We start from the raw sequence: 22,010 nt of genomic DNA, 5'->3' as shown, positions 1-22,010 counted from the left end.
ACCGCGCCGGGCCGTCGCGCGTGTCGACGGCGTCGGAGGCGGTCCAGAGGGGCGCTCGCGCGTGCCTCCGGGTCAGGGGAGCACGAGCGTGCTGCGCACCAGGGCGTGGTCGGAGGGGATCACGCCGCGCAGGCGGAGGGTGGTCGGGTCGACGTCGACGACGGTCTCCCACGCCTTCACCCGGATGTTGTTGCTGGCGAAGACCCAGTCGATGTTGTTGCCGACCTTGGTCCGGTCCGCGGCGTACCCCCACTGGGTGACGTCGCGGTTGAAGTTGCCGAAGGAGTTGACCCACCCCCGGCGCAGCGCCTCGGCGCGGGGCTGGGTGACCTTGGCCTGGCGGGCCTGCTGGTTGAGCACGTCGCCGTAGCCGTTGCTGCGCATGCGGGGCAGGTAGGTCCCGGCGTACACGCTGAACTTCGAGGTGTTGAAGTCACCGACGGCCACCACGGGAAGTCCCCCCTTGAGCCGGTTGACGTTCGAGATCAGCTCGTCCCACTGGCGCTGCCGGACGTTCACGTCGTAGGGGTCGAGGTGGGTGTTGGCGAAGAGGTACTGCTTCCCGGTCGACTTCTGCCGCAGCACGGCCCAGGCGAGGAACCGCTCCGGACGACCCGGGGTGCGGGCGGCGTAGGTGACGCCTCCCTGACGCACGAGGTCGGTCGTGGAGGTGTTGTAGAGGATCCGGTCGGAGCCCGCCGCACCGCGGTCCTGGTAGACGCACTTGTAGGTGCTGCGCGGGTTGACGCAGTTGTAGGACGAGGTGTTCGTCAGGGCGTAGGTGCCGCCCTTGGCCTTGAGGGCACCCAGCAGGTCGGCGTACTGCGTCTCGCCGTAGGTCAGCCGGTCCTGGTAGATCGCGCTGACGTTGGCCTCCTGGACCCCGAGGACGTCGAGCTTCTGCCCGAGGACCTGGGACACGACCTTGGGCCGGCGCACCTTCCACACCTGCTCCTCACCGGAGACCGAGGAGTCGAAGCTGACGCCGGAGATGTTGAAGCTGCCCACGCGCAGGTCCGGGGACACCGCCGCGACGGCGCTCCCGGGGCCCGTGGCGGCCAGCGTGGCGGTGATCGCTCCCGCCACCGCGAGGGCGACGGCCGACCTGCACATCCGCAACTTCATGACTGGGTCCTCTCAGGTGTGAACAGGACGACCGTAGCCACAAAACGGACTTTTCGGTCTTGATTGCTCATTTTCGGTCCCTAGACTGCCCGAAACGTCCGCTGCGTGGGTTGGTACCGTCCCGCGGTGTCGACTTCCCCGTCGCGGCCCCGGTTGGCCGCCCTGGACGGCCTGCGCCTCGTCGCAGCGCTCGCCGTGCTCGCCTTCCACTACGTCGGGATCGAGCTGCCGTACTGGGGCGTCCCCTCCTACGTCGAGTTCCCCGGGTTGAACGAGGTGGCCCGTTACGGCTACCTCGGCGTGAACGTCTTCTTCGCGATCAGCGGCTTCGTGATCCTGATGACGGCCTACGACCGGAGCATCGAGTCGTTCGCGGCCTCGCGGGTCGCGCGGCTCTTCCCCGCCTACTGGGCGGTGGTGCTGCTCACCGCCGTGCTGCAGCAGTTCTGGACCGGGGGGCGCAACCCCACGCTGAGCGACGTCCTGGTCAACCTCACCATGACGCAGGAGGCCTACGACGTGGTGAACGTCCAGGGAGCCTTCTGGACCCTGTGGATCGAGCTGAAGTTCTACCTGCTGATCGGCGTGTTCATCCTGGTCGGCATGACCCGGCGCCGGGTGCTGGCCTTCTGCGTCCTGTGGCCGCTCCTGGGACAGGTCGCCGCCGCCACCGACAGCGGCTTCCTGCGGTCGCTGCTCATCCCCACCTACGCGCCCTACTTCGCGGCCGGCATGCTCCTCTTCCTGGTCTTCCGCGAGCGCCACGACGTCACCACCTGGTTGGCGCTGCTCCTGAACTGGGTGCTGTGCCTGCGGCAGACCATGGCGTACGCCGAACGCGCCACCGACCTCGTCGGCGCGCCCGTCTCGCCCGTGGTCGCGGCACTGGTGGTCTCCGGCGGCCTGCTCGCCATCCTGGCCTGCTCCCGCGGCGCCGTGTCGAGGATCTCCTGGGGATGGCTGACCTTCGCGGGCTCGCTGACCTACCCGCTCTACCTGGTCCACGGCCAGCTCGGGTTCTTCCTCATCGACACGCTGCAGACCCGGACGGGCAGCTACGCCGTGCTCGCGATCGCCACGTCGGCGAGCCTGCTGCTCGCCTACCTGGTGCACCTCGTCGCGGAGAAGCCGGTCGCCCCGCGCCTGCGTCGGCAGGTCCTGGCCTCCCTCGAGACCCGGGCGTCGGAGCCCTAGCAGACCGACGGGCCGCGGGCGGTCAGCGGCGTACGACGTGCAACCGGGCGCGGTGCTCGAGCTGGAACCCGGTGCGTCCCGCGAAGTAGTCGTCGACGGCGGTGCGACAGCCCGACCAGTGGTAGTAGTCGTCGAGGACCAGACGACCACCCGGCACCAGGCGCGGGGCGATGCGCTCCAGGCAGGTCATCGTGGAGTCGTACCAGTCGCCGTCCAGGTGGGCCACGGCCACCGGCTCGTCGACCTCCAGCGTGTCCTGGAACAGACCGCGGACGAGCTCGACCCGGTGGTCGTCCAGCGGGACACCCAGCCGCTCGTAGGACGCGGTGACCTCGCCGAGCAGGTCGTCGCGGTAGCCGTAGTAGAGGTCGTCCCCGACGCCCCTGGCGGCTCCCGCCGCGATCACCTCGTAGCGCTGCTGCACGTCCTCCCCGTCGCGGTCGCTGGGGCTCGGGATCTGTCCGAACACGTCGTAGACCCGCATCGTCCGGGTGGGCGCCTTGGCGCTGGCCATCACGATCCCCGACCCGCCCAGCGCGGTCCCGGCCTCGATCACCAGCCCTTCACGACCTGCGAGGTCGGCCTCGCGGACCACCGCGGCCAGGGCGAGGAGGTTCTCCCGCCGCAGGTAGGACAGCTGCTCCGCCACCACCGTGTCGGCCACGGCGAGGACGGTCGCCGGCAGCTCGATCTCCGGGAACGGGTTGCGCAGCGAGACGCGGGTGGTGCGCAGCTCCCGCCGCAGCCGTTCCTTCTCCGCCTTCTCCCGCTCCGCGGCGGCACGGGCCCGGCGCAGCCGGCGACGCAGCTGCGCGACCAGCTCGGGGTCCTCGGCGGTGTCGTGCCGGGCCTGGCCCCACCACCGCGTGACCGCGCTCCGGGCCTGGCGTGCTCGTTGACGTGAGAGGGCGTTGAGTCCCATGGCTGCCTCCGCTGGCTCGCTTGTCGCCCGACCCTAGACCGCGGCGCGGCCGTGAGGTTCCTCACACGCGGGCGGCCGAGGGGTCGAGCGAGGTGAGGACGCGGTCGGTGGCGTGGCCGTCGTCGAGACCGGCCAGGTGGGCGACGAGGGCGTCGCGGCGGGGGGTCCACGCGGCCCGGAGTGCGGGTACGTCGGCCAGGGCGTCGACGACCTCCTCCGTCGACCCCACGGTGGGACCGGCGGTCGAGGCGGGGAGGTCGAACAGCTCGCCCTGCCGGTCGACGTGGTCGGCCAGGTCGGGGGCCCAGACCACGACCGGGCGGCCGGCGACCGCGAGGTCGTGGCGCAGCGGGGAGAAGTCCACGACGGCGGCGTCGGCCGCGAGCACGAGGTCGGCCACCGGGTGGTCGGGCACGTCGAGCAGGCGGGCGCCGCCGCGCGGCGGGTCGTGACGGCCGCAGTGGTCGTGCAGCCGCAGCAGCACGTGGCCCGCACCGAGCAGGCCGGCCACCCGGGCGGCGTCGGGGCCAGGCCCGCCGGCAGCGGCGAGGCACGCGCCGGTGACGTCGTCGCGGCAGGTGGTGGCCCAGAGCACGGCCGTGTCGCCGTCCGACAGGCCCAGCGCGGCGCGGACCGCGGCGCGACGGTCGTCCGCTGACGGGCCGACCAGGGCGTCGGTGCGGGGCTGGCCGAGGGCGAGCACCGGGCCGTCGTGGGCCCAGTCCTCGACGACCAGGCGCGCGAGGTCCGGCACCGGCGCCAGCGCGTCGGTCCAGCGCCGCGAGGTGCGGTCGAGCAGCTGCTCGACGTGCGAGGGCACCAGGCCGAGCCGCCGCCAGCGCGCCAGCCCGCGGGCGGGACCGGGACCTCCGGTCGTGGTGCGTACGACGCGCTGGCCGGCGCGCGGGGCGTACCAGCCCTCGCCCGTCGCCCCCGCCTGCGTGTCGAGCGTGCCGAGGACGTCGTCGTGGTCGGTGACCACCCACCCGGCCTCGGCCAGGGCGGCGTACCACCCCGGACTGCGCCGCAGCACCGCCTCCGCCCCGGGCACGACGGGGGCCGCGAGGTCGTCGACCGCGACCAGGACCCGCGCGCCCGGACCGGCGTGCTCGGCCCACCGGGCGGCCAGGGCCGCTGCGTCGGAGGTGAGGCCCGAGGCGACCGGGACGGCGAGCAGCAGGCGGGGGTCGAGCGGCCCGGAGGCCGCCGCGAAGCCGTCCTGCAGCCGTCGCTGCTCGTGGGCGGACAGGTCCGGGTCGGGGCCCGGGCCCGGCGCCGACGGAGCCGAGGTCGCGGGCGCGGCCGCCGAGACCGGACCGTGGGCCAGGCCGGTGCGGGTGACGCCCCGGTCGGTGACCTCGACCCGCAGCTCCCAGGTCCCCTCCCCCAGCGCCGCGAGCGGGAGCCGGGTCCGCACGGCGCCGGTGTCGTGGCGCTGGTGGGCCTCGCCGAGCCAGGCCGTCACCGCGGGGTCGGCGGTGAGCTCGACCGGCAGGTCGCCGAGGACGACGGAGCCGGCCCCCACCGCCTCCAGCCGTACGACGGGCGCGTGCTCGTCGACCCGCCGCAGCCCGGCCTGCAGGTCGACCACCAGCTCCTCGCCCTCGACGCGGTGGCCCACGACCCGGGCGGCGACGCCGGACTCGGCGACCGTCAGCTCGCGGACGTCGTCGGGCAGGTCGCCCGCCCCGGGGAGCAGCGCCAGCACCCGACCGTCGACGACCTCGGTGGCCAGGTGGCCCGAGGCCGCCCGACGGGCCGCCACCAGGGCGACGAGGTCCTCGCGCCGGTCCTGGGCCGCCAGCCAGGCCGCGGCCCGCGGCGTGACCGGGACGGTCGCCAGGTCGGCCACCGCGAACAGCTCGGCGGCGTGGGAGCACAGCAGCCGCCAGCCCGCCTCGTCGAGCAGCTCGGCGGCGGCGAGCACCGGGGGCAGGTCGTCGGTCAGCGCCCCGGAGGCGCGCTCGCGACGGTGACGGAGCTGGTCGTCGCGCTCGAGCAGCGCCAGCGAGGCGCGGTCCTGCGCCACCCTCGCCGACAGCTCGGCGGCGGGGTCGCGGCTGCTGCTCCACCAGTCGGGCTGGTCGCGGACGTCGTCGACGACGACGCCGTCGGCGACCACGTGGCCCAGCGCGAGGAGCCCGGTGGCCGCGGTCAGGCCGGCCGGCTCGGCGTCGTCGAGGGCGCGGGCCCAGCGCTCCTGCTCGACGAGCAGGCGGGCGAGCAGCGGCGTACGCGCCCAGGAGGCGGCCGGGTCGGCCCCGGCGAGGCCGCCGAGCACCACGCCGGCGTCGTGGGGGCCCTGCTCGCGGCCCGCGAGCAGCCGGGCGACGGCCTCGCGGTGCAGGACCTGGCCGGGGGCGACGAAGAGGAGCCAGGCGCCGTTGGCCGCGACGGCGCCGAAGGCCCGGGCGCGGGCCCGGTCGCAGCCGGGCGCCTCGACGACGTGCACCCGCCCGTCGTCGGACGCGGCCGCCCGCGCCAGGGCGAGCAGCCGCTCGTCGGCCGCCACGGCGAGCACCTCGACACGGGCGTGGGTCTGCGCCCGGGCGGCCTCGAGGGCGCGCCGGGCCGCACGGACCCCACCGTCGAGGACCACCACGACGGTGACGTCGGGGTGGGCCGCCCGCACGGTGCGACGGGCGGCGAGGACGCGGCGAGCGACCTTGCCGCGCCAGCGGCGCGGCAGGGTGGACTCGGGGCTCATGTCCCGCATCCTGCCGCACCGCCGACGGCGGCGACGTGGGTGATCAGCCGGCGCTCTTGGCCAGGTCGGCGATCGTCTCGAGGTCGAACTTCTCGGCCGTCTCCGCGGTCACCACGACGGCGTCGCTGTCCTGGGCCTCGGAGTAGTCGAGCGCGACGAGGTTCTCGGGCAGCGCCTCGGTGAGGGCCTTGGCGACGTCCTCGGGGCTGGTGGCCGTGGCCTCCTTGTCGATGAACGTGAGGATCGTGCCGGTGTACTCCGGGAACAGGTCGAGCGAGCCCTGCTCGAGCGCCGGGTAGTACTTCTCGCGGCTGCCGATGTTGAGCTTGGTCGTGACGTCGGCACCCTGCGCCTCGAGGGCCTGGGCGTAGATCTCGGCCAGGATGACGTTCTCGGTGAAGTTGGCCGAGCCGACGGTCAGGCTCTCGCCGGAGGCCGAGTCGCCGGTGGCGTCGAGGTCCTCGTCGGCGAGCCACGCCTTGGCGACGTCCTCGGGCTTCTCCTTGTCGTTGGCGACCTGGCCGATGAGGTCGCCGAGGGTGTCGGTGCTCAGCTCCTCGGAGATCTGGTCGAGCACCTCCGTGACGCCGTCGGAGGCCTTGTCCTTGTTGATGATCGGCACGATGTTCTGCGCCGCGAAGTTGCTCTTGGGGTCCTCGAGGATGACGAAGTCGTTGGCCTCGATGGCGGGGTCGGTGGTGAACAGGTCGACCGCGTCGACCTGGCCGCGCTTGAGCGCGTTGACGGTCACGGGGCCGCCGACGTCGGTGACGGTGTACTTGCCGAACTTCACCCCGTAGTTCTCCTCCAGGCCGGGGATGCCGTCGGCGCGGGTCTTGAACTCCGGCGGGCCGCCGAAGACCATGTTCTCGGCGATGGTGCCGCCGCCGGACGAGCCGGAGCCGGAGCTGCCGGAGCCGGAGTCCGAGCCGCAGCCGGCGACGACGAGGCTGAGCGTGGCCGCCGTGGCGATGGCGACGAGCGTGTTCTTCATGGGGTTTCTCCGTTGTGTCGGGTGACGGGTGTCGTGGTGGGTCGTGGTGGGTCGTGGGAGGGGCGTACGCCGCTCAGCGCGCGCCCTCGGAGGCGAGCTCCTCGGTCAGGACCGCCGAGCGGGAGTCGGCGCCCTCGGTGCGGACGCGGCCCGCGCGCGGAAGCCGCCCGGTCAGGCCGCGGGAGACGGTGTAGCGCTGCACCAGGGCGAGCAGCAGGTCGGTGGTCAGCGCCAGCGCCGCGACGAGCAGGCCGCCGCTGATCATCTGGGGGTAGTCCTGCTGGGCGAGCCCGTCGTAGATGAAGCGGCCGAGCCCGCCGAGGGTGACGTAGGAGGCGATGGTCGCGGTGGCGATCACCTGCAGCGTGGCCGAGCGGAAGCCGGAGAAGATCAGCGGCAGCGCGTTGGGCAGCTCGACCCGGGCCAGCACCTGGCGGCCGGTCATGCCCATCCCGAAGGCGGCGTCACGCACGGCCGGCGGGACGTTCTGCACCCCGGCGTAGGCGTTGGACAGGATCGGCGGCACCGCGAGCAGCACCAGCACGATCTCGGTGGGGATGAGGTAGCCCGCGTTGGTGCGGCCGTAGAAGTTGGGCGCGATCACCACGACCAGCAGCACGAGCACGCCGACGGTGGGCAGCGCCCGCACCGCGTTGACGACCGTGACCAGCCAGGTGGCCTTGCCGCTGTGGCCGATCCACAGCCCCAGCGGCAGCCCGATCGCGACCGCGACGACCAGCGCGATCGCGCAGAAGCCGATGTGGGCGAGCAGCTGGTCCCAGATGCCGGTGTCGAAGTTGGTGCTGCGCCAGTGGGCGGCGTCGGTCAGCCAGCCGAAGGTGTCGCCGATCATCGTCCGACCGCCCGTCGCCAGGGGGTGAGCGCCCGGTCGAGGGCCACCACGAACGCGTCCAGCAACAGGGCCAGCAGCACGCAGAGCACGATGCCGAGCACGATCGGCGGGTAGTACGGCGTGTCGACCGAGAGCTTGAAGCCCTCGTCGAAGAGCAGTCCGAGGTTGGTCATGCCGATGGTGCCCGCGACCGCCACGATGCTCACGTTGGCCACGATGGCCACGCGCAGCCCGGCGGTGATGACGGGCACGGCGATCGGCAGCTCGACCTTGAAGAACCGGTTGACCGGCCGGAACCCGATCGCGGTGGCTGCCTGAATGGTCTCCTGCGGCACGGCGGCGAGGCCGTCGGCGACGACGCGCACGAGCAGCGCGGTGGAGTAGAGGCTCAGCGCGATCGGCACCTGCAGCGGCGAGAGCGGGTCGAGGCCGAGCAGCGGCGGGATCAGCACGAACAGCGCGATCGAGGGCACGGTGTAGAGCACGCCGGTGATCGACATCATCGGCGGGTAGACGAAGGAGTAGCGGCGCGCCAGCCACCCCAGCGGCAGCGCGAGCACCAGCCCGACGAGCACCGGGACGACCGAGAGCCAGGTGTGGGCCCACAGCCAGTCCAGCGTCCGGGCGCGGTTGTCGAGGAAGTAGGAGAAGAACGCCCACGGCGAGGAGCTCGCCGCCTGCACCACGTGGGCGGCCAGGTCCGGCACGGCGTACGCCGCGGCGGTGCTCACGCCGGCTCCTCGTCGCGCTCGATCAGGTCGAGCACCTCGCGCGCGGTCAACGAGCCCAGCAGCCGACCCTGCTCGTCGACGACGACGCCGCGCCGCGAGGGCGAGGACAGGCAGGCGTCGAGCGCGGCGCGGAGGGTCCCGCCCTGGGTGGCCAGGGTGCCGCCGCGCAGCAGGTCGGACTCGTCGACGGCGCCGCTGGCGCTCGCCGGGTCGAGCCAGCCCTGCGGCCGTCGCTCGCCGTCGACGACGAGCACGAGGTCGCGGCCCTCGGGCACGGCCTCGCCGAGCCGGGCCGTGGGCTCGTCGTGGGTGGGCAGCGAGCCGGTCTCGGTGAAGCCCAGCGCGCGGTAGCCGCGGTCGCGGCCCACGAAGCCCGCGACGAAGGAGTCGACCGGCCGCGAGAGCAGCTCCGCGGGGGGCGCGACCTGGGCCAGCGTGCCGCCGACCCGCAGCACCGCCACCCGGTCGCCGAGCTTGATGGCCTCGTCGATGTCGTGGGTGACGAACACGATGGTCTTGCCCAGCTCGCCCTGCAGCCGCAGGAACTCGTCCTGCAGCTGGTCGCGCACCACCGGGTCGACGGCGCTGAAGGGCTCGTCCATGAGCATCACCGGCGGGTCGGCCGCCAGCGCGCGGGCGACACCGACGCGCTGCTGCTGGCCGCCCGAGAGCTGGGCGGGGTAGCGCTTGGCGAAGGCCGGATCGAGCCCGACCCGCTCGAGCAGCTCCATCGCCCGGCTGCGCGCCTCGCGCTTGCCGGTGCCGAGCAGGTAGGGCACGGTCGCGACGTTGTCGACGATGGTGCGGTGCGGGAACAGTCCCGCGTGCTGGATGACGTAGCCGATCTTGCGGCGCAGCTCGTGGGCCGGCATCGAGGCGGTGTCGGTGTCGTCGAGCCAGATGGTGCCCGAGGTGGGCTCGATCATCCGGTTGACCATCCGCAGCGACGTGGTCTTGCCGCAGCCCGAGGGCCCCACCAGCACGGTGATCTCACCCGTCGGGGCCTCGAGCTCGAGCTCGTCCACCGCGACGGTGCCGTCGGGATACCTCTTGGTCGCTCGGTCGAACCGGATCATCTCTGGAGTCCTCCGTGGACGGTCCGGGCCCGGCCGGCGGCCGGGCGTTGCTGTCGAGCATTCCACACACCGGTTGTGCAGATTCGCCCCTCCACGCTAGGACACGCCGCCCAGCCGGGGTGGGCGGCGACCGCGGGGCGGACATCGGGTGGACGATGGCGGGGGGCCGACGGCGAGCCGCGCCGGGCCCGGAGCGGCGCCGGGCGGTCGTGCCCGGCGCGGGAGGGAGTCGGTCGTGCCGGTCGTCGACGGGGAGCACCTGAGCCTGGCGGACGTCGTCGCGGCGGCGCGGCGCACGGACCCGGTGCGGCTGGACCCGGCCGCCCGCGACCGGGTCGCCCGCTCCCACGCGTACGCCGAGGAGGTGGCCGCCACCCGGCCCGTCTACGGCCGCTCGACGGGGGTCGGGGCCAACCGCGACGTCGTGGTGCCGGACCCCGACGCCCAGTCGCTGCGGCTGCTGCGCTCCCACGCCACCAGCTCCGGCGAGCGCCGATCGGCCTCCCGGGTCCGGGCGATGCTGACGATCCGGCTCAACCAGCTCGCCGCCGACGGCAACGGCATCCGGCCCGAGGTGGTCGACGCCCTCGCGGAGATGATCGCCGCCGACGCGCTGCCGCCCGTGCGCGAGGGCGGCAGCGTCGGCACCGCCGACCTCGCGGCCCTGGCCACCACGGCGCTGGTGATCGCGGGCGAGGTCCGCAGCGTCCCGGTGCCGCCCCGCACCGCCACCTTCGGGCCCGGCGACGCGCTCACCTTCATGTCGAGCAACGCCGCCGTCCTCGCCGACGCGGCGCTCGCGGTCGCCGACCTGGACCGGCTGGCCCGCTCCTCGCTCGTCGTCGCGGCCATGGACCTCGCGGCGGTGCGCGGCAACCCCGAGGCGTTCAGCCCGGCCGTCGAGGTCGCCACGCCCTTCCCCGGCGCGCGCTGGGTCTGCCGGACGGTGCGCGAGCTGGTCGACACCGGGGTCGCGCCGAGCCGGATCCAGGACCCCTTCGGGCTGCGCACGCTGCCGCAGGTGCACGGGGCGCTGATGGACCGGCTGGCGTTCGCCGAGACCGTGGTGACCGCGATGGCCAACGCCCCCTCGGAGAACCCGATCGTGTCCGCGTCGCACGGGGTGGCCCACCACGGCGGCTTCCACGCGGCGTACCTCGTGCAGTCGCTCGACGCGCTGGTGCTCGCGCTCGCCCAGGCGGCGCAGCTGAGCCTGGCCCGGCTGACGATGCTGGCCGAGCCGGCGTACACCGGCCTGCACCCGTTCCTCGGCGACGGCACCCCGGCCGCCTCGGGGGTGATGATCGTGGAGTACTCCGCGGCCTCGGCGCTGGCCGAGCTCCGGGCGCTCGCCACCCCCGCCGGCACCCAGGTCGTGACGCTCTCGCGCGGCGTCGAGGAGGACGCCAGCTTCGCCACGCTGGCGGCCCGGCAGGCCCTGGACGCCGTGTCGCGCTTCCGCGCGGTCATCGCCGCCGAGCTGGTCGCGTCGCTGCGGTGCCTGCGGATGCAGGACTCCCACCCGCCGGCCCTGGCCCGGGCGATGGCGTGGCTCGACGAGCAGGACGGTGGCGTGGCCGACACCGCCGACCGCGACCTGACCTCCGACCTGCTGCTTGCCGAGGAGCTGGTCGGCGGGCTGGCCGCGATGGTGCCCGCCGCCCGGCTGCCGGTCTGAGGCCCGTCCGACCCGCTAGAGCAGGCCCTGCTCGCGGAGCCAGACCTGGGCGGCCTCGCGGGCCGACGTCGCGTCGCCGTCGACCCGGGCGGCGAGTCCGCGCAGCGCCCCGGTGGTCAGCACCGGCGCCAGGTCGGCCATCACGGTGCGCACGACCGGCTGCTCGGCGACCCAGGCGGCGTTCGCGACCGGCACCACCTGCTGCGAGGGCTGCAGGTCGCGGTCGTCGGCCAGCACCACGACGTCGGCGTCCGGACCGGCCAGCCGGCCGTCGGTCGAGGCGACCTGCGCGAGCTGCACGGCGCCCCCGCGCAGCTGCCCCAGGGTGTCGCCGCCGTCGATGCCCACCGGCACGGTGCGGCGCAGCCGGACGCCGTAGACCTCGCGCAGCCCGCGGGCGCAGTCGGCGCGGGTGGCGCACTCGGTGTCCGCGGCGAGCGCGACCCGCTGCCCCGACCGGGCCAGGTCGCTCAGCGTCCGCAGCCGGTGCTTCTCGGCGAAGGCGCGGGTGACCGCGAACGAGCGCACGTCCTCGGCGCGGGCCGGCTGCAGGGGCGCCAGGCCGACCGCGCGCGCCAGCTCCTCGAGCTCCGCCAGGGCGACGTCGGGCGCCGGAGCGGGCACGGCGGCCGCCGGACCGGCTCCCGGGGCGGTGCCGGCCGTGCCTTCGCCCCGCAGCGTCTCGGCCAGGGCGGAGACGTAGTCGGGGGCCAGCTGCGCCCGCCCCTCCCGCAGCGCCTCCAGGTAGTCCTCGCGCGGCGCGGGACCGGCCACCTCGACCCGGTAGCCCGCCTGCTCGAGGAGCAGCCCGTAGAGCGCGGTCAGCACGTCGCCCTCGGTGGTGCTCTGCGCCACCAGCGTGACCGTGCGCCGCTCGACGGGCGCGGCGTCCTCGGTCCCGCCCCCGCAGCCGGCCAGCAGGGCGACCACGAGCAGCACCACGACCGGCAGCCCGGGACGGCGGGCAGGGTGGTGCGGGGAGCGTCGCGGGGCCGGCATCGCGGCGACCCTAGCGCGGGTCGGGGCGGGCGGTCGGGGCTCAGGCCTGGCGGCGGGAGCGTCCCGCGGCCCGCATCGTGTCGCGCAGGTTCTCCTCCCACGCGGCGAGCTCCACCACGGAGTCGGCGCTGCGGGTCTCCCAGGCGCGGAGCGCCTCCTCGTCGACCGGACGGGCAGCCGCCCGGGCGACCTCCTCGGCCGCCTCCGCGGCGGCGGCCGCCTCCAGCTCGGCGACCCGGACCCGGAGCTGCTGCAGGCGCTCCTCCTGCTCGGCCTGGCGCTCGGCCGCGACCGACTCGGCGGCGGCGGTGCGTCCCTGCTGCTGGGCGAGCAGCCCCTCGAGCTCGCGCTGCGAGAGCCGCGCCTCGGCGAGGCGCTCGGTCATCGCGGTGGTGAACTCGGCGTGCTCGGCGGCACGGACGGTGAACAGCTCGCGGTAGGCCCGGGCCGCGGCGGCCCGGTCGGCGGCGTTCTCGCGCCGCGACTGCAGCACCTCGGTCCACACCATCCGCAGCGCCGCCCACGACAGCACCAGGCTGCTCACCGAGGCGAGGCTGAGCCACAGCACCGACCGGGTCGGCAGGCTCAGCAGCACCAGCGCGGTGGCGGTGCCGAGCAGCGCGACCGCGACGCTCACCCGGACGCTGCGCTGGCGACGGCGAGGGGCCGATCGGGGGCCGGTCGGGACGTGCCTGCGCGGGCGGCGGGGAGCCATGTCGGCAGCGTAGGGAACTAGTCGGGGTCCCCCGGCACACGACACGCGTGCTCCAGGAGCAGCGCCGTCACGAGCACGGCCCCCGCGGCCAGCACGCCCAGCCCCGAGCGCCACAACCGGGTGAAGGCGGCCGGGTCACCGACCCCGAGCTGGGCCAGCCCGTAGCCGGCGTACCCCCCGAGCAGCAGCGCCCCGACCAGGGCGCAGGCCTTGCCCAGCACCAGCCGGTTGACGGCCGCGTGGTGCGCCAGCGCAGTGCGGTCACGGCGTACGGCGCGCCGGGTCAGCCAGGCCGACCCACCCAGGATCGCCGCCACGAAGGCGAGCAGCGCCAGCGAGGTGGAGGTGACGTCGGGCTCGGCGTACCCCAGGCGCAGCGCGGCGAGCCGCAGCGACCAGCCGACCACCAGGCCGACCACGCCCAGCAGCACCAGCGGCGCCGGACCCGTCGTGCCGACGGTGCCGGGGTCCCGCTCGGGACCCCCGTCGGGCGCCCGGTCGGGACGCCGGTCGGGCCGCGCGGGGTCGCCCGGTCCGCCGCGTGACGGCACGGCTCAGTGGACCTCGAGCTCGATGTCCTCGCGCAGGCGCACCCCGTCACGGCCGGTCTTCTCGACCAGGCCGGCCACGGGGCCGACCCCGGGGATCTCGGCGTCGGGCTCGAGGTCGAGCCAGGGCACCAGCACGAAGGCGCGCTCGGCGGCGCGCGGGTGGGGCAGCTGCAGGTCGGGCTCGTCGGCCCGGCGGTCACCGAGGACGACGAGGTCGACGTCGAGGGTGCGGGGCTCGTTCGCGACGCCGGAGCGCTCCCGGCCGAAGGCCGACTCGACGGCCAGCGCACGCTCCAGCAGGGTGCGGGCGGGCAGCGTGGTGTCGAACAGGACCACGGCGTTGAGGAACTCGCGCGAGCCCTCGGGGGCGTCGACCGGGTCGGTCTCGTAGACGCCGGAGACCTCGGTGACCCACACCTCGGGGGTGTCGGCCAGCGCGTCGACGGCGCCCTGCAGGTGGGAGCGACGCTCGCCGAGGTTGGACCCGATGGAGATCACGCCGCGGCGGATCGGGTGCATCTCACCGGTGATGCTGTCGGTGTCGATGATGTTCGGGTTGGGGGACTCGCTCACTCAAGGCTCCGGTTGATGGTCAGGGCGACGTCCTCGAACGTCGCCTGGATCGGGGCGTGGGGCTTGTGCACGGTGACTTCGACCTCGACGACCGCCGGCTTGGTCAAGCAGACGTCGGCGATGCGCTGCGCGAGGGTCTCGATGAGGTCGACGGGATCACCCTCCACCACGGCGCGCACCTGCTCCACGAGACTCCCGTAGTCGACCGTGTCCTGCAAGTCGTCGGTCTGCGCCGCCGGCCGGGTGTCGAGCAGGAGCACGAGGTCGACCAGGAAGTCCTGGCCGTCGCGCTTCTCGTGGTCGAGCACGCCGTGGTGGCCCCGGAACCGCAGCCCGCGCACCGCGAGCCGGTCGGCGACAGGACGCCGGGTGGTCCCGACGGGGCTGGTCAGCGGGCTGCTGGAGGGGCTGCTCATGGTGCGCCGACCCTACCGGCGGCCTCCGACCACCTCTCGACCACCCGGATGGCGTCCAGGCTGCCCCGCACCTGGTGCACCCGGACCCCCCACACGCGCTGGGTGGCCGCGATCGTGGTGAGCGCCACGTTGGCGTCCTCGCGGTCGTCCACCGCCCGGGGCGTGCCGTCGGGCGCCGCCAGGAGGGTGCCGAGGAAGGACTTCCGCGAGGAGCCCACCAGCAGCGGCGCCCCCAGGGCGCCCAGCTCGGGCAGCCGGGCCAGCAGCTCCCAGTTGTGCTCGGCGGTCTTGGCGAACCCCAGGCCGGGGTCGAGCACCAGCCGGTCGGGGTCCACCCCGGCGGCGACCGCGGCGTCGAGGCGGTCACGCAGCTCGGCGACGACCTCGGCCACGACGTCGTCGTAGCGGGCGTGGCGCTGCATCTCGGTGGCGTGGGCGCGCCAGTGCATCGCGACGTACGCCGCCCCGCGCTCGGCCACCACCTGCAGCACCTCCGGGTCGGCGAGCCCGCCGGACACGTCGTTGACCAGGACCGCCCCGGCGTCCAGGGCTGCGCGGGCGACCTCGTGGCGCATCGTGTCGACCGAGACCGCCACGCCACGCTCGGCCAGCGCCGCGATGACGGGGACGACGCGGTCGAGCTCCTCGGCCACCAGCGGGCGGGTCGCGCCGGGCCGGGTCGACTCGCCGCCGACGTCGAGCAGGTCGGCGCCGTCGGCGTGCAGCTGCAACCCGTGCCGCACCGCCGCCTCGGTGGTGGCGTGCTCGCCGCCGTCGGAGAAGGAGTCGGGGGTGACGTTGACGATCCCCATCACCAGCGGACGCGGGAGCCGGGGCAGACCGTGCTCCCACGAGCCGCGGTCCGGGCGTACGACGCTCACAGCGGCCGCCTGGCTAGCGGGCGGCCAGGATCAGCGACATGGCCTCGGCGCGGGTGGCCGGCTGGTGCATCTGGCCGCGCACCGCCGAGGTGAGCGTGCGCGCCCCGGCCTTGCGGACCCCGCGCATCGTCATGCACAGGTGCTCGGCCTCGATCACCACGATCACGCCGCGCGGCTCCAGGATCCGCACCAGCGCGTCGGCGACCTGCGTGGTCAGCCGCTCCTGCACCTGCGGCCGCTTGGCGTAGACGTCGACCAGCCGGGCCAGCTTGGACAGCCCGGTGATCTTGCCGTTGGCGTTGGGGATGTAGCCGACGTGCGCCACCCCGGTGAACGGCACGAGGTGGTGCTCGCACATCGACCACAGCTCGATGTCGCGCACCAGGACCATCTCGTCGTGGCCGATGTCGAAGGTCGTGGTGAGCACGTCCTCGGGCTGCTGGTGCAGTCCGACGGTGAGCTCGGCGTAGGCCCGGGCCACGCGGGCCGGGGTGTCCTGCAGCCCCTCGCGGTCGGGGTCCTCCCCCACCGCGATCAGCAGCTCGCGGACCGCCGCGGCGGCACGCTCGTGGTCGAACGGCGCGACGGCGCCCTGGCCCGCCCCGACCGGGTCGATCCCCACCCGCTCAGGCCGTTCCGGGTCCGGGCGGGGTGGGGGCGGCGGGGCCCGGCGTCGCGTCGCCGTGGGTGTCGCCCTCGGCGCCGGGGGGCGTCAGCACGACGGCACCCTCCTCCTCCGGGGCGATCGCGCCCTCGGCCGCGGCCCGACGGATCCGCTCGGGGATCTCCACGGGCGGGATCTCCGAGGGGTTGCGGGTGGCCGAGCCGGTCCAGGCAGGACGGACCGGACGGCGACGCAGCGGCACGAAGACCTCGGCGACCTGCTCCTTGTCGAGCGTCTCCTTCTCCATCAGCGCGAGCACCAGCGAGTCCAGGACGTCGCGGTTCTCCTCGAGGATGTCGAAGGCCTCCTGGTGGGCGGTGGCGAGCAGCCGCTTGGTCTCCTCGTCGACGACGGCGGCGACGTCCTCGGAGTAGTTGCGGCTGTGGCCCATGTCGCGGCCCAGGAACGGCTCGCCCTGGCTGTCACCCAGCTTGATCGCGCCGAGCCGCTCGGTCATGCCGTACTGCGTGACCATCGCGCGGGCCAGCGAGGTGGCCTTCTCGATGTCGTTGCCGGCACCGGTGGTGGGGTCGTGGAAGACCATCTCCTCGGCCGCCCGGCCGCCCAGCATGTAGGCGAGCTTGTCGAGCATCTCCGAGCGGGTCTGGGAGTACTTGTCCTCGTCGGGCAGCACCATCGTGTAGCCCAGCGCGCGACCACGCGGCAGGATCGTGATCTTGTGCACCGGGTCGGTGCCGGGCAGCGCCGCGGCGACGAGCGCGTGTCCGCCCTCGTGGTAGGCCGTGATGAGCTTCTCCTTCTCGCTCATCAGGCGGGTGCGCTTCTGAGGGCCGGCGATGACGCGGTCGATGGCCTCGTCCAGCGCCTCCTTGAAGATCTGCACCTTGCCCTCGCGGGCGGTCAGCAGCGCCGCCTCGTTGAGGACGTTGGCCAGGTCGGCGCCGGAGAAGCCCGGCGTACGACGGGCCACCGAGCGCAGGTCGACGTCGGTCGCCATCGGCTTGCCACGGGCGTGCACCTTGAGGATCTGCTCGCGACCGGCGAGGTCGGGGGCGTCCACGGCGATCTGGCGGTCGAAGCGGCCCGGGCGCAGCAGCGCGGGGTCGAGGATGTCGGGACGGTTCGTGGCGGCGATGAGGATGACCGACGCGCGCACGTCGAACCCGTCCATCTCGACGAGGAGCTGGTTGAGGGTCTGCTCGCGCTCGTCGTGGCCACCGCCCATGCCGGCGCCGCGGTGACGGCCCACGGCGTCGATCTCGTCGATGAAGACGATGGCCGGGGCGTTCTCCTTGGCCTGCTCGAACAGGTCGCGCACCCGGGAGGCGCCCACACCGACGAACATCTCCACGAAGTCGGAGCCCGAGATCGAGTAGAACGGGACGCCCGCCTCGCCCGCGACCGCGCGGGCCAGCAGGGTCTTGCCGGTGCCGGGCTGGCCGTAGAGCAGCACGCCCTTGGGGATCTTGGCGCCCACGGCCTGGAACTTGGCCGGCTCCTGGAGGAACTCCTTGATCTCGCCGAGCTCCTCGATGGCCTCCTGGCAGCCCGCGACGTCGGCGAACGTCGTCTTGGGCATGTCCTTGCTGATCAGCTTGGCCTTGGACTTGGCGAACTGCATCACGCCGCGACCGCCGCCGCCCTGGACCTGGTTCATCAGGAACAGGAACAGCAGGATGATCAGCGCGAACGGCAGCAGCAGGGAGAACAGCGAGCCGAGGATGCTCGGCTGCGGGTTCTCGACGTTGTAGTCCTCGATGGTGCCCTCGGAGACCTCCTCCTGCACCAGGCGCACGAGGCGCTGCTGCTGGCCGGCCACCCAGGTGGCCATCTCCTTGTCGCCGTTGTCCATCGTGGCGCGCAGCTGCTGGTCGCCGCCGTCGACGAAGGTGATCTCCTTGACGTCGCCGTCGGTGATCCGCGAGACCATCGTGGAGGTCTTGATCTCCGTGTATCCGCCGTTGGGCACGAGGTACTGGAGGGCCAGCAGGACTCCGACCACCGCGATGGGGATCCAGAGCCATGGGCTGCGCACGTATCGCTTCACGCGCGCAATCCTCTCAGGTCAGCCAACCGGCGGCGACGGGACGTGGGAACGGGCTCAGCTGTAGACGTGCGGGGCGAGCGTGCCGATGTCGCGCAGGTTGCGGTAGCGCTCGTTGTAGTCGAGGCCGTAGCCGACGACGAACTCGTTGGGGATGTCCCAGCCGACGTACTTCACGTCGACCTGCATCGTCAGCGCCTCGGGCTTGCGCAGCAGCGTGCAGATCTCCACCGAGGCGGCGTTGCGCGAGGCCAGGTTGGCGGTCAGCCAGCTCAGCGTGAGGCCGGTGTCGATGATCTCGTCGACGATCAGCACGTGGCGGCCGCTGATGTCGGTGTCGAGGTCCTTGAGGATGCGTACGACGCCCGAGCTCTTGGTGCCCGAGCCGTAGGACGACACCGCCATCCAGTCCATCTCGAGGTGGCGGTTGAACGACCGCGCCATGTCGGCCATGACCATCACCGCGCCGCGCAGCACGCCGACGATGAGGAGGTCCTCGCCCTCGTAGTCCTGCTCGATCTGCCGGGCCATCTCGGCGAGGCGACGCTGGATGTCCTCCTCGGTGAACAGGATGTTGACCAGATCGCCCTCGAGGTCGGCTGCGTCCATGGAGCCACCCTCCCACGGCGGGGCGCTGTCCGACATACCGGTCGGAATGCCGGTCGCCGCCGGTTCGTTGGGCCGGTATGCAGCTCTCCGTCCTCGACCTCGTGCCCGTGCGTTCCGACCAGACCACCGGTGACGCGCTCGCCGCCGCCCGCCGCCTCGCGCAGGTGGCCGACGAGGCCGGCTACACCCGCTACTGGGTGGCCGAGCACCACAACATGCCCGCCGTCGCGGCCACGAACCCGCCCGTGGTGATCGCGATGCTGGCCGCCGCCACGTCGCGGATCCGGGTCGGCTCCGGCGGCGTGATGCTGCCCAACCACGCCCCGCTGGTGGTGGCCGAGCAGTTCGCGCTGCTCGAGGCCGCCTTCCCCGGGCGGATCGACCTCGGCATCGGCCGGGCCCCCGGCTCGGACCCCGTCACCTCGTGGGCGCTGCGCCACGGCGCCGGTGGGGTCGAGGAGGACGCCGTCTCCCGCTTCCCGTCGTACGTCGACAACGTCATCGCGATGATGAGCCCCGGCGGGGTCGGCCTGCAGGTGCAGGGACGCTCCCACCCGCTCAGCGCCACCCCCGTCGCCACCTCGGTGGCCCCGGTGTGGCTGCTGGGCTCGTCGGACTACTCGGCACGGCTGGCGGCCGAGAAGGGCCTGCCGTACGTCTTCGCCCACCACTTCTCCGGCCACGGCACCGCCGAGGCGCTGGACCTCTACCGCTCGCAGTTCCGCCCCTCCGAGCAGCTCGACCGCCCCCGCACGTTCCTCACCGTCAACGCCGTCGTCGCCGACACGACCGAGGAGGCGCAGCGCCTGGTGCTGCCCAACCTGCACGCCATGGTCGCGCTGCGCACCGGCGGCCAGCTCGCCCCCCAGCGCACCGTCGAGCAGGCCGAGGCCGACCCGCTGCCCGACGCCCACCGCGCACTGGCGGAGTCGATGCTGACCCGCTGGGTCGTCGGCACGCCCGCCGACGCCGCCAAGCAGGTCCGCGAGCTCGCCGACACCTTCGACGTCGACGAGGTGATGGTCCACCCCGTCGCCGGCGCCCTCACCGGCACCGACCCCACCTCCGCCCCCACCCGGGAGGCCACCCTGCGCCTCCTTGCCGAGGCGGTCTGAGGCTGCTGGATTACCCGGACGTCCGGGTAATTGGGGACGTGTCAGTCGTCCCGACGGCTGACGAGTGCCCAGAACGGCTGACACGTCAGGCGCTCTTGCGGCCGGCGTGCACGGGTCCACCGCGCAGCACGCTGACGACGTACGCCGCGAGGGCCTCGGGGTGGAACAGGTCGGCCCAGACGATGCGGATGCACCGCCATCCGGTGAGGCGGGCGATGCGCTCCTCGCGCCGCTTCTCCCGGAGCACCGCATCGACCACGCTCTCACCCGGCCGCCGGTGCTTGAGGTACTTCTCCTTGCCGTCGAACTCGACCCACACGCCCGCGTCCGGCCAGGCGAAGTCCAGTCGTGCGATCTCCACTCCGCGCGCATCGAGGACGCGCCACTGCGGCGTGGGCCTGGGGACCCCGCCCAGGTACAAGCAGTACGCCGTCCGCGACTCACCCACCGACTCCCGTCGCCCGTCGCTGAGACGGATCGCGAGGTCGGCGGACAGGGTGCCCGGCCAGGAGTCCATGCGGCGCCGGCACTCCTCGAGCGCCGCGGTGCTCGTCAGACCACGACGGAGGAAGTCGTCCAGCACCGGCAGCGCGTGCTCGAGGTCGTGGAGGGCGAGCACGTCCAGCGCCGTACGCGTCGTACTCGTCACCTCGAGCCCGTCGACCACCACCACGTCGGACTCTGCGAGCACGCCACGATGCTGGACCACCCCCGCGGCCCGCCGTCCCCCGCGACGGTCCGGCCGGGTCACGTGCACCAAGTCGATGGGCAGCTCCCACAGGGGTCCTCGGTGAAGGACCACCGCGCTGATGTGCGACACCACGACATCGGTCTCGGCCTTGAGCACCACGCCGCGCACCCCCATCAGGTGACGACCTCGTTGGTCGAGCGAGTCCCAGTGCCGGGTCCACGCATAGGTTCCGGCGCGGATCCTCCACAGCTCGCCGCTCCTCAGAGCGGCACGGATGTCGTCGTCATCGCAGCCCCGCTCCAGGGCCGCCGACCGCATGAGTACGCCGTGAGGGCTGGTTGCCGCGCGCAGAGCCGGATGCATGGCCCGACCCTGCGACACCGGCCACCGTGGGCGCACCTGGAGAATCAGGACCTGTGGACAAGCGCCATCGACCAGACCGACCCGTCCGCCTTCTCTGGGACTTGTCAGCCGTCACGACAGCGGACAAGTCCCGGATTACCCGGACGTCCGGGTAATCAGCAACCGCTCACCCCACCGACCTGAACACCAGCAGACCACCGGAGCGGGAGGCACGGAGGTGGCCGGGGAGGTCGACCCACTTCTGGCCGTGCCAGGCGGTGACGAGGCGGTCGAGGTCGTCGAGGTGGACGGTGGCGAGCTCGGCGGGCAGGGCGCCGGCGGCCAGCGCCGCGGAGCGCAGGACGCGGAGGCGGACGGCCTCGTGGAGGTCGGCGAGCACCACCACCGACAGGCCGTCGGGGCCGGTGGCGGCGGCGAGGGCGGCGGCGGTCACCTCGTCGAGGTACGCCGTGTCGCGGCGCAGCTGGTCGGCGGTGCGGGCCAGGGTGGCGGCGACGCCGGGGCCCAGCTCGTCCTCCAGCACCGGCAGCACCCGCGTGCGCACCCGCACCCGGGTGAAGCGGTCGTCGTCGTTGTGGGGGTCGGACCACGGCTCGAGGCCCAGCACCAGGCACGCCGTCTCGGTCTGCGCGCGGGTGACGTCGAGCAGCGGCCGACGGAACACCTCGAAGGAGCGCCGCATCCCCGCCAGCGAGCGCGCGCCGGCACCGCGGGTCAGGCCGAGCAGGACGGTCTCGGCCTGGTCGTCGAGGGTGTGGCCCAGCAGCACGGCGGCCGCGGAGAAGTGGCGCGCCATCTCGCCGAGCACGGCGTACCTCGCCTCCCGGGCCGCCGCCTCGGGCCCGGACCCGTCGGCGGACACCACCACCCGGGCGCCCACCGTCTCGTCGACGCCGAGGTCGGCGAGCTGCTGCACCACCCGCGCGGCCTGCGCGTCCGAGCCGTCCTGGAGGCCGTGGTCGACGGTCGCCCCGACGACCCGCAGCGACCCCGGGGCGGCCTCGGCGACGGTGGCCGCCGCCAGGGCGAGCGAGTCGGCGCCGCCGCTGCAGGCGACCAGGACGGTGGCGCCGGGGTCGAGGTCGGTCAGCGCGCGTCGTACGCCGAGGCGCACCGCGGCGACCGCGGGGTGCTGGGGTGCCACGCGT

Annotated in this window: 21 protein-coding genes; 3 read left to right on the top strand and 18 right to left on the bottom strand. The window is 73.9% G+C overall.

Annotated elements, in window-relative coordinates:
• Window positions 1-72 precede the first annotated feature (72 nt).
• A complete protein-coding gene (locus EDD33_RS01380) occupies window positions 73-1,125 on the bottom strand; it encodes an endonuclease/exonuclease/phosphatase family protein (protein WP_123388807.1) in 1,053 nt (350 codons plus the stop codon).
• Between the two features lie 126 nt (window positions 1,126-1,251).
• Here EDD33_RS01380 and EDD33_RS01375 point away from each other — a divergent pair, with 126 nt between their 5' ends.
• Entirely contained in the window at window positions 1,252-2,319 is a 1,068-nt protein-coding gene (locus EDD33_RS01375; protein ID WP_170169670.1) for an acyltransferase family protein, read from the top strand.
• 22 nt (window positions 2,320-2,341) lie between these two features.
• Here the strand turns inward: EDD33_RS01375 and EDD33_RS01370 are convergent, their stop codons facing one another.
• From EDD33_RS01370 to EDD33_RS01345, 6 genes are all read right to left on the bottom strand, one after another.
• Entirely contained in the window at window positions 2,342-3,241 is a 900-nt protein-coding gene (locus EDD33_RS01370; RefSeq protein WP_123388805.1) for a TylF/MycF/NovP-related O-methyltransferase, read from the bottom strand.
• Between the two features lie 61 nt (window positions 3,242-3,302).
• The gene (locus EDD33_RS01365) at window positions 3,303-5,948 is read right to left on the bottom strand and encodes a CDP-glycerol glycerophosphotransferase family protein (RefSeq protein WP_123388804.1); all 2,646 of its coding nucleotides are present in this window, start codon (window positions 5,946-5,948) and stop codon (window positions 3,303-3,305) included.
• A 43-nt stretch (window positions 5,949-5,991) separates the two neighbouring features.
• On the bottom strand, window positions 5,992-6,942 hold the full coding sequence (locus EDD33_RS01360) for a glycine betaine ABC transporter substrate-binding protein (RefSeq protein ID WP_123388803.1): 951 nt from the start codon (window positions 6,940-6,942) through the stop codon (window positions 5,992-5,994).
• Window positions 6,943-7,015: 73 nt separating this feature from the next.
• A complete protein-coding gene (locus tag EDD33_RS01355) occupies window positions 7,016-7,795 on the bottom strand; it encodes an ABC transporter permease (protein WP_123388802.1) in 780 nt (259 codons plus the stop codon).
• Window positions 7,792-8,526 carry an ABC transporter permease gene (locus tag EDD33_RS01350; RefSeq protein WP_246003306.1) on the bottom strand — a complete coding sequence of 245 codons (735 nt, stop codon included), beginning with the start codon at window positions 8,524-8,526 and terminating at the stop codon, window positions 7,792-7,794. The genes EDD33_RS01355 and EDD33_RS01350 overlap by 4 nt, the downstream gene beginning before the upstream one ends.
• Entirely contained in the window at window positions 8,523-9,602 is a 1,080-nt protein-coding gene (locus EDD33_RS01345; protein WP_123388801.1) for an ABC transporter ATP-binding protein, read from the bottom strand. Before EDD33_RS01345 ends, EDD33_RS01350 begins: the two co-directional genes overlap by 4 nt.
• A gap of 235 nt (window positions 9,603-9,837) precedes the next feature.
• Here EDD33_RS01345 and EDD33_RS01340 point away from each other — a divergent pair, with 235 nt between their 5' ends.
• The gene (locus tag EDD33_RS01340) at window positions 9,838-11,280 is read left to right on the top strand and encodes an aromatic amino acid lyase (RefSeq protein WP_170169669.1); all 1,443 of its coding nucleotides are present in this window, start codon (window positions 9,838-9,840) and stop codon (window positions 11,278-11,280) included.
• A gap of 15 nt (window positions 11,281-11,295) precedes the next feature.
• On the opposite strand, the gene EDD33_RS01335 is transcribed toward EDD33_RS01340, so the two are convergent.
• The 9 genes from EDD33_RS01335 to hpt are packed head-to-tail and all read right to left on the bottom strand — an operon-like array spanning window position 11,296 to window position 18,693.
• A complete protein-coding gene (locus EDD33_RS01335) occupies window positions 11,296-12,279 on the bottom strand; it encodes an ABC transporter substrate-binding protein (RefSeq protein WP_123388799.1) in 984 nt (327 codons plus the stop codon).
• A gap of 40 nt (window positions 12,280-12,319) precedes the next feature.
• Window positions 12,320-12,994 (bottom strand): hypothetical protein, encoded by a 675-nt coding sequence (locus EDD33_RS01330; protein WP_148076908.1) that lies wholly within the window; start codon window positions 12,992-12,994, stop codon window positions 12,320-12,322.
• 17 nt (window positions 12,995-13,011) lie between these two features.
• Entirely contained in the window at window positions 13,012-13,545 is a 534-nt protein-coding gene (locus EDD33_RS01325) for a DUF3180 domain-containing protein (protein ID WP_123388797.1), read from the bottom strand.
• Between the two features lie 3 nt (window positions 13,546-13,548).
• On the bottom strand, window positions 13,549-14,118 hold the full coding sequence (folK, locus tag EDD33_RS01320; RefSeq protein WP_211332373.1) for a 2-amino-4-hydroxy-6-hydroxymethyldihydropteridine diphosphokinase: 570 nt from the start codon (window positions 14,116-14,118) through the stop codon (window positions 13,549-13,551).
• Window positions 14,115-14,534 carry a dihydroneopterin aldolase gene (gene folB, locus EDD33_RS01315; protein ID WP_123388796.1) on the bottom strand — a complete coding sequence of 140 codons (420 nt, stop codon included), beginning with the start codon at window positions 14,532-14,534 and terminating at the stop codon, window positions 14,115-14,117. The genes folK and folB overlap by 4 nt, the downstream gene beginning before the upstream one ends.
• Entirely contained in the window at window positions 14,531-15,415 is an 885-nt protein-coding gene (gene folP, locus EDD33_RS01310; RefSeq protein WP_484213818.1) for a dihydropteroate synthase, read from the bottom strand. Before folP ends, folB begins: the two co-directional genes overlap by 4 nt.
• A 13-nt stretch (window positions 15,416-15,428) precedes the next feature.
• Window positions 15,429-16,031 carry a GTP cyclohydrolase I FolE gene (gene folE / locus EDD33_RS01305; RefSeq protein ID WP_246003627.1) on the bottom strand — a complete coding sequence of 201 codons (603 nt, stop codon included), beginning with the start codon at window positions 16,029-16,031 and terminating at the stop codon, window positions 15,429-15,431.
• 10 nt (window positions 16,032-16,041) lie between these two features.
• Window positions 16,042-18,087 carry an ATP-dependent zinc metalloprotease FtsH gene (gene ftsH, locus EDD33_RS01300; protein ID WP_123388794.1) on the bottom strand — a complete coding sequence of 682 codons (2,046 nt, stop codon included), beginning with the start codon at window positions 18,085-18,087 and terminating at the stop codon, window positions 16,042-16,044.
• Window positions 18,088-18,141: 54 nt separating this feature from the next.
• Window positions 18,142-18,693 (bottom strand): hypoxanthine phosphoribosyltransferase, encoded by a 552-nt coding sequence (hpt, locus tag EDD33_RS01295; RefSeq protein ID WP_056539472.1) that lies wholly within the window; start codon window positions 18,691-18,693, stop codon window positions 18,142-18,144.
• A gap of 77 nt (window positions 18,694-18,770) precedes the next feature.
• Here hpt and EDD33_RS01290 point away from each other — a divergent pair, with 77 nt between their 5' ends.
• Window positions 18,771-19,808, top strand: a complete 1,038-nt coding sequence (locus EDD33_RS01290; protein WP_123388793.1) for an LLM class flavin-dependent oxidoreductase — start codon at window positions 18,771-18,773, stop codon at window positions 19,806-19,808.
• 85 nt (window positions 19,809-19,893) lie between these two features.
• Here the strand turns inward: EDD33_RS01290 and EDD33_RS01285 are convergent, their stop codons facing one another.
• Window positions 19,894-20,499, bottom strand: coding sequence for a hypothetical protein (locus tag EDD33_RS01285; RefSeq protein WP_148076907.1), 606 nt, complete (start codon window positions 20,497-20,499; stop codon window positions 19,894-19,896).
• A 529-nt stretch (window positions 20,500-21,028) separates the two neighbouring features.
• Window positions 21,029-22,006 carry a tRNA lysidine(34) synthetase TilS gene (gene tilS, locus EDD33_RS01280; RefSeq protein WP_123388791.1) on the bottom strand — a complete coding sequence of 326 codons (978 nt, stop codon included), beginning with the start codon at window positions 22,004-22,006 and terminating at the stop codon, window positions 21,029-21,031.
• Window positions 22,007-22,010 lie beyond the last annotated feature (4 nt).

It is taken from the genome of Nocardioides aurantiacus (genome assembly GCF_003752505.1).
GTDB classification, from domain to species: domain Bacteria; phylum Actinomycetota; class Actinomycetes; order Propionibacteriales; family Nocardioidaceae; genus Marmoricola; species Marmoricola aurantiacus.
This window is presented reverse-complemented; position numbering and strand designations above follow the sequence as displayed.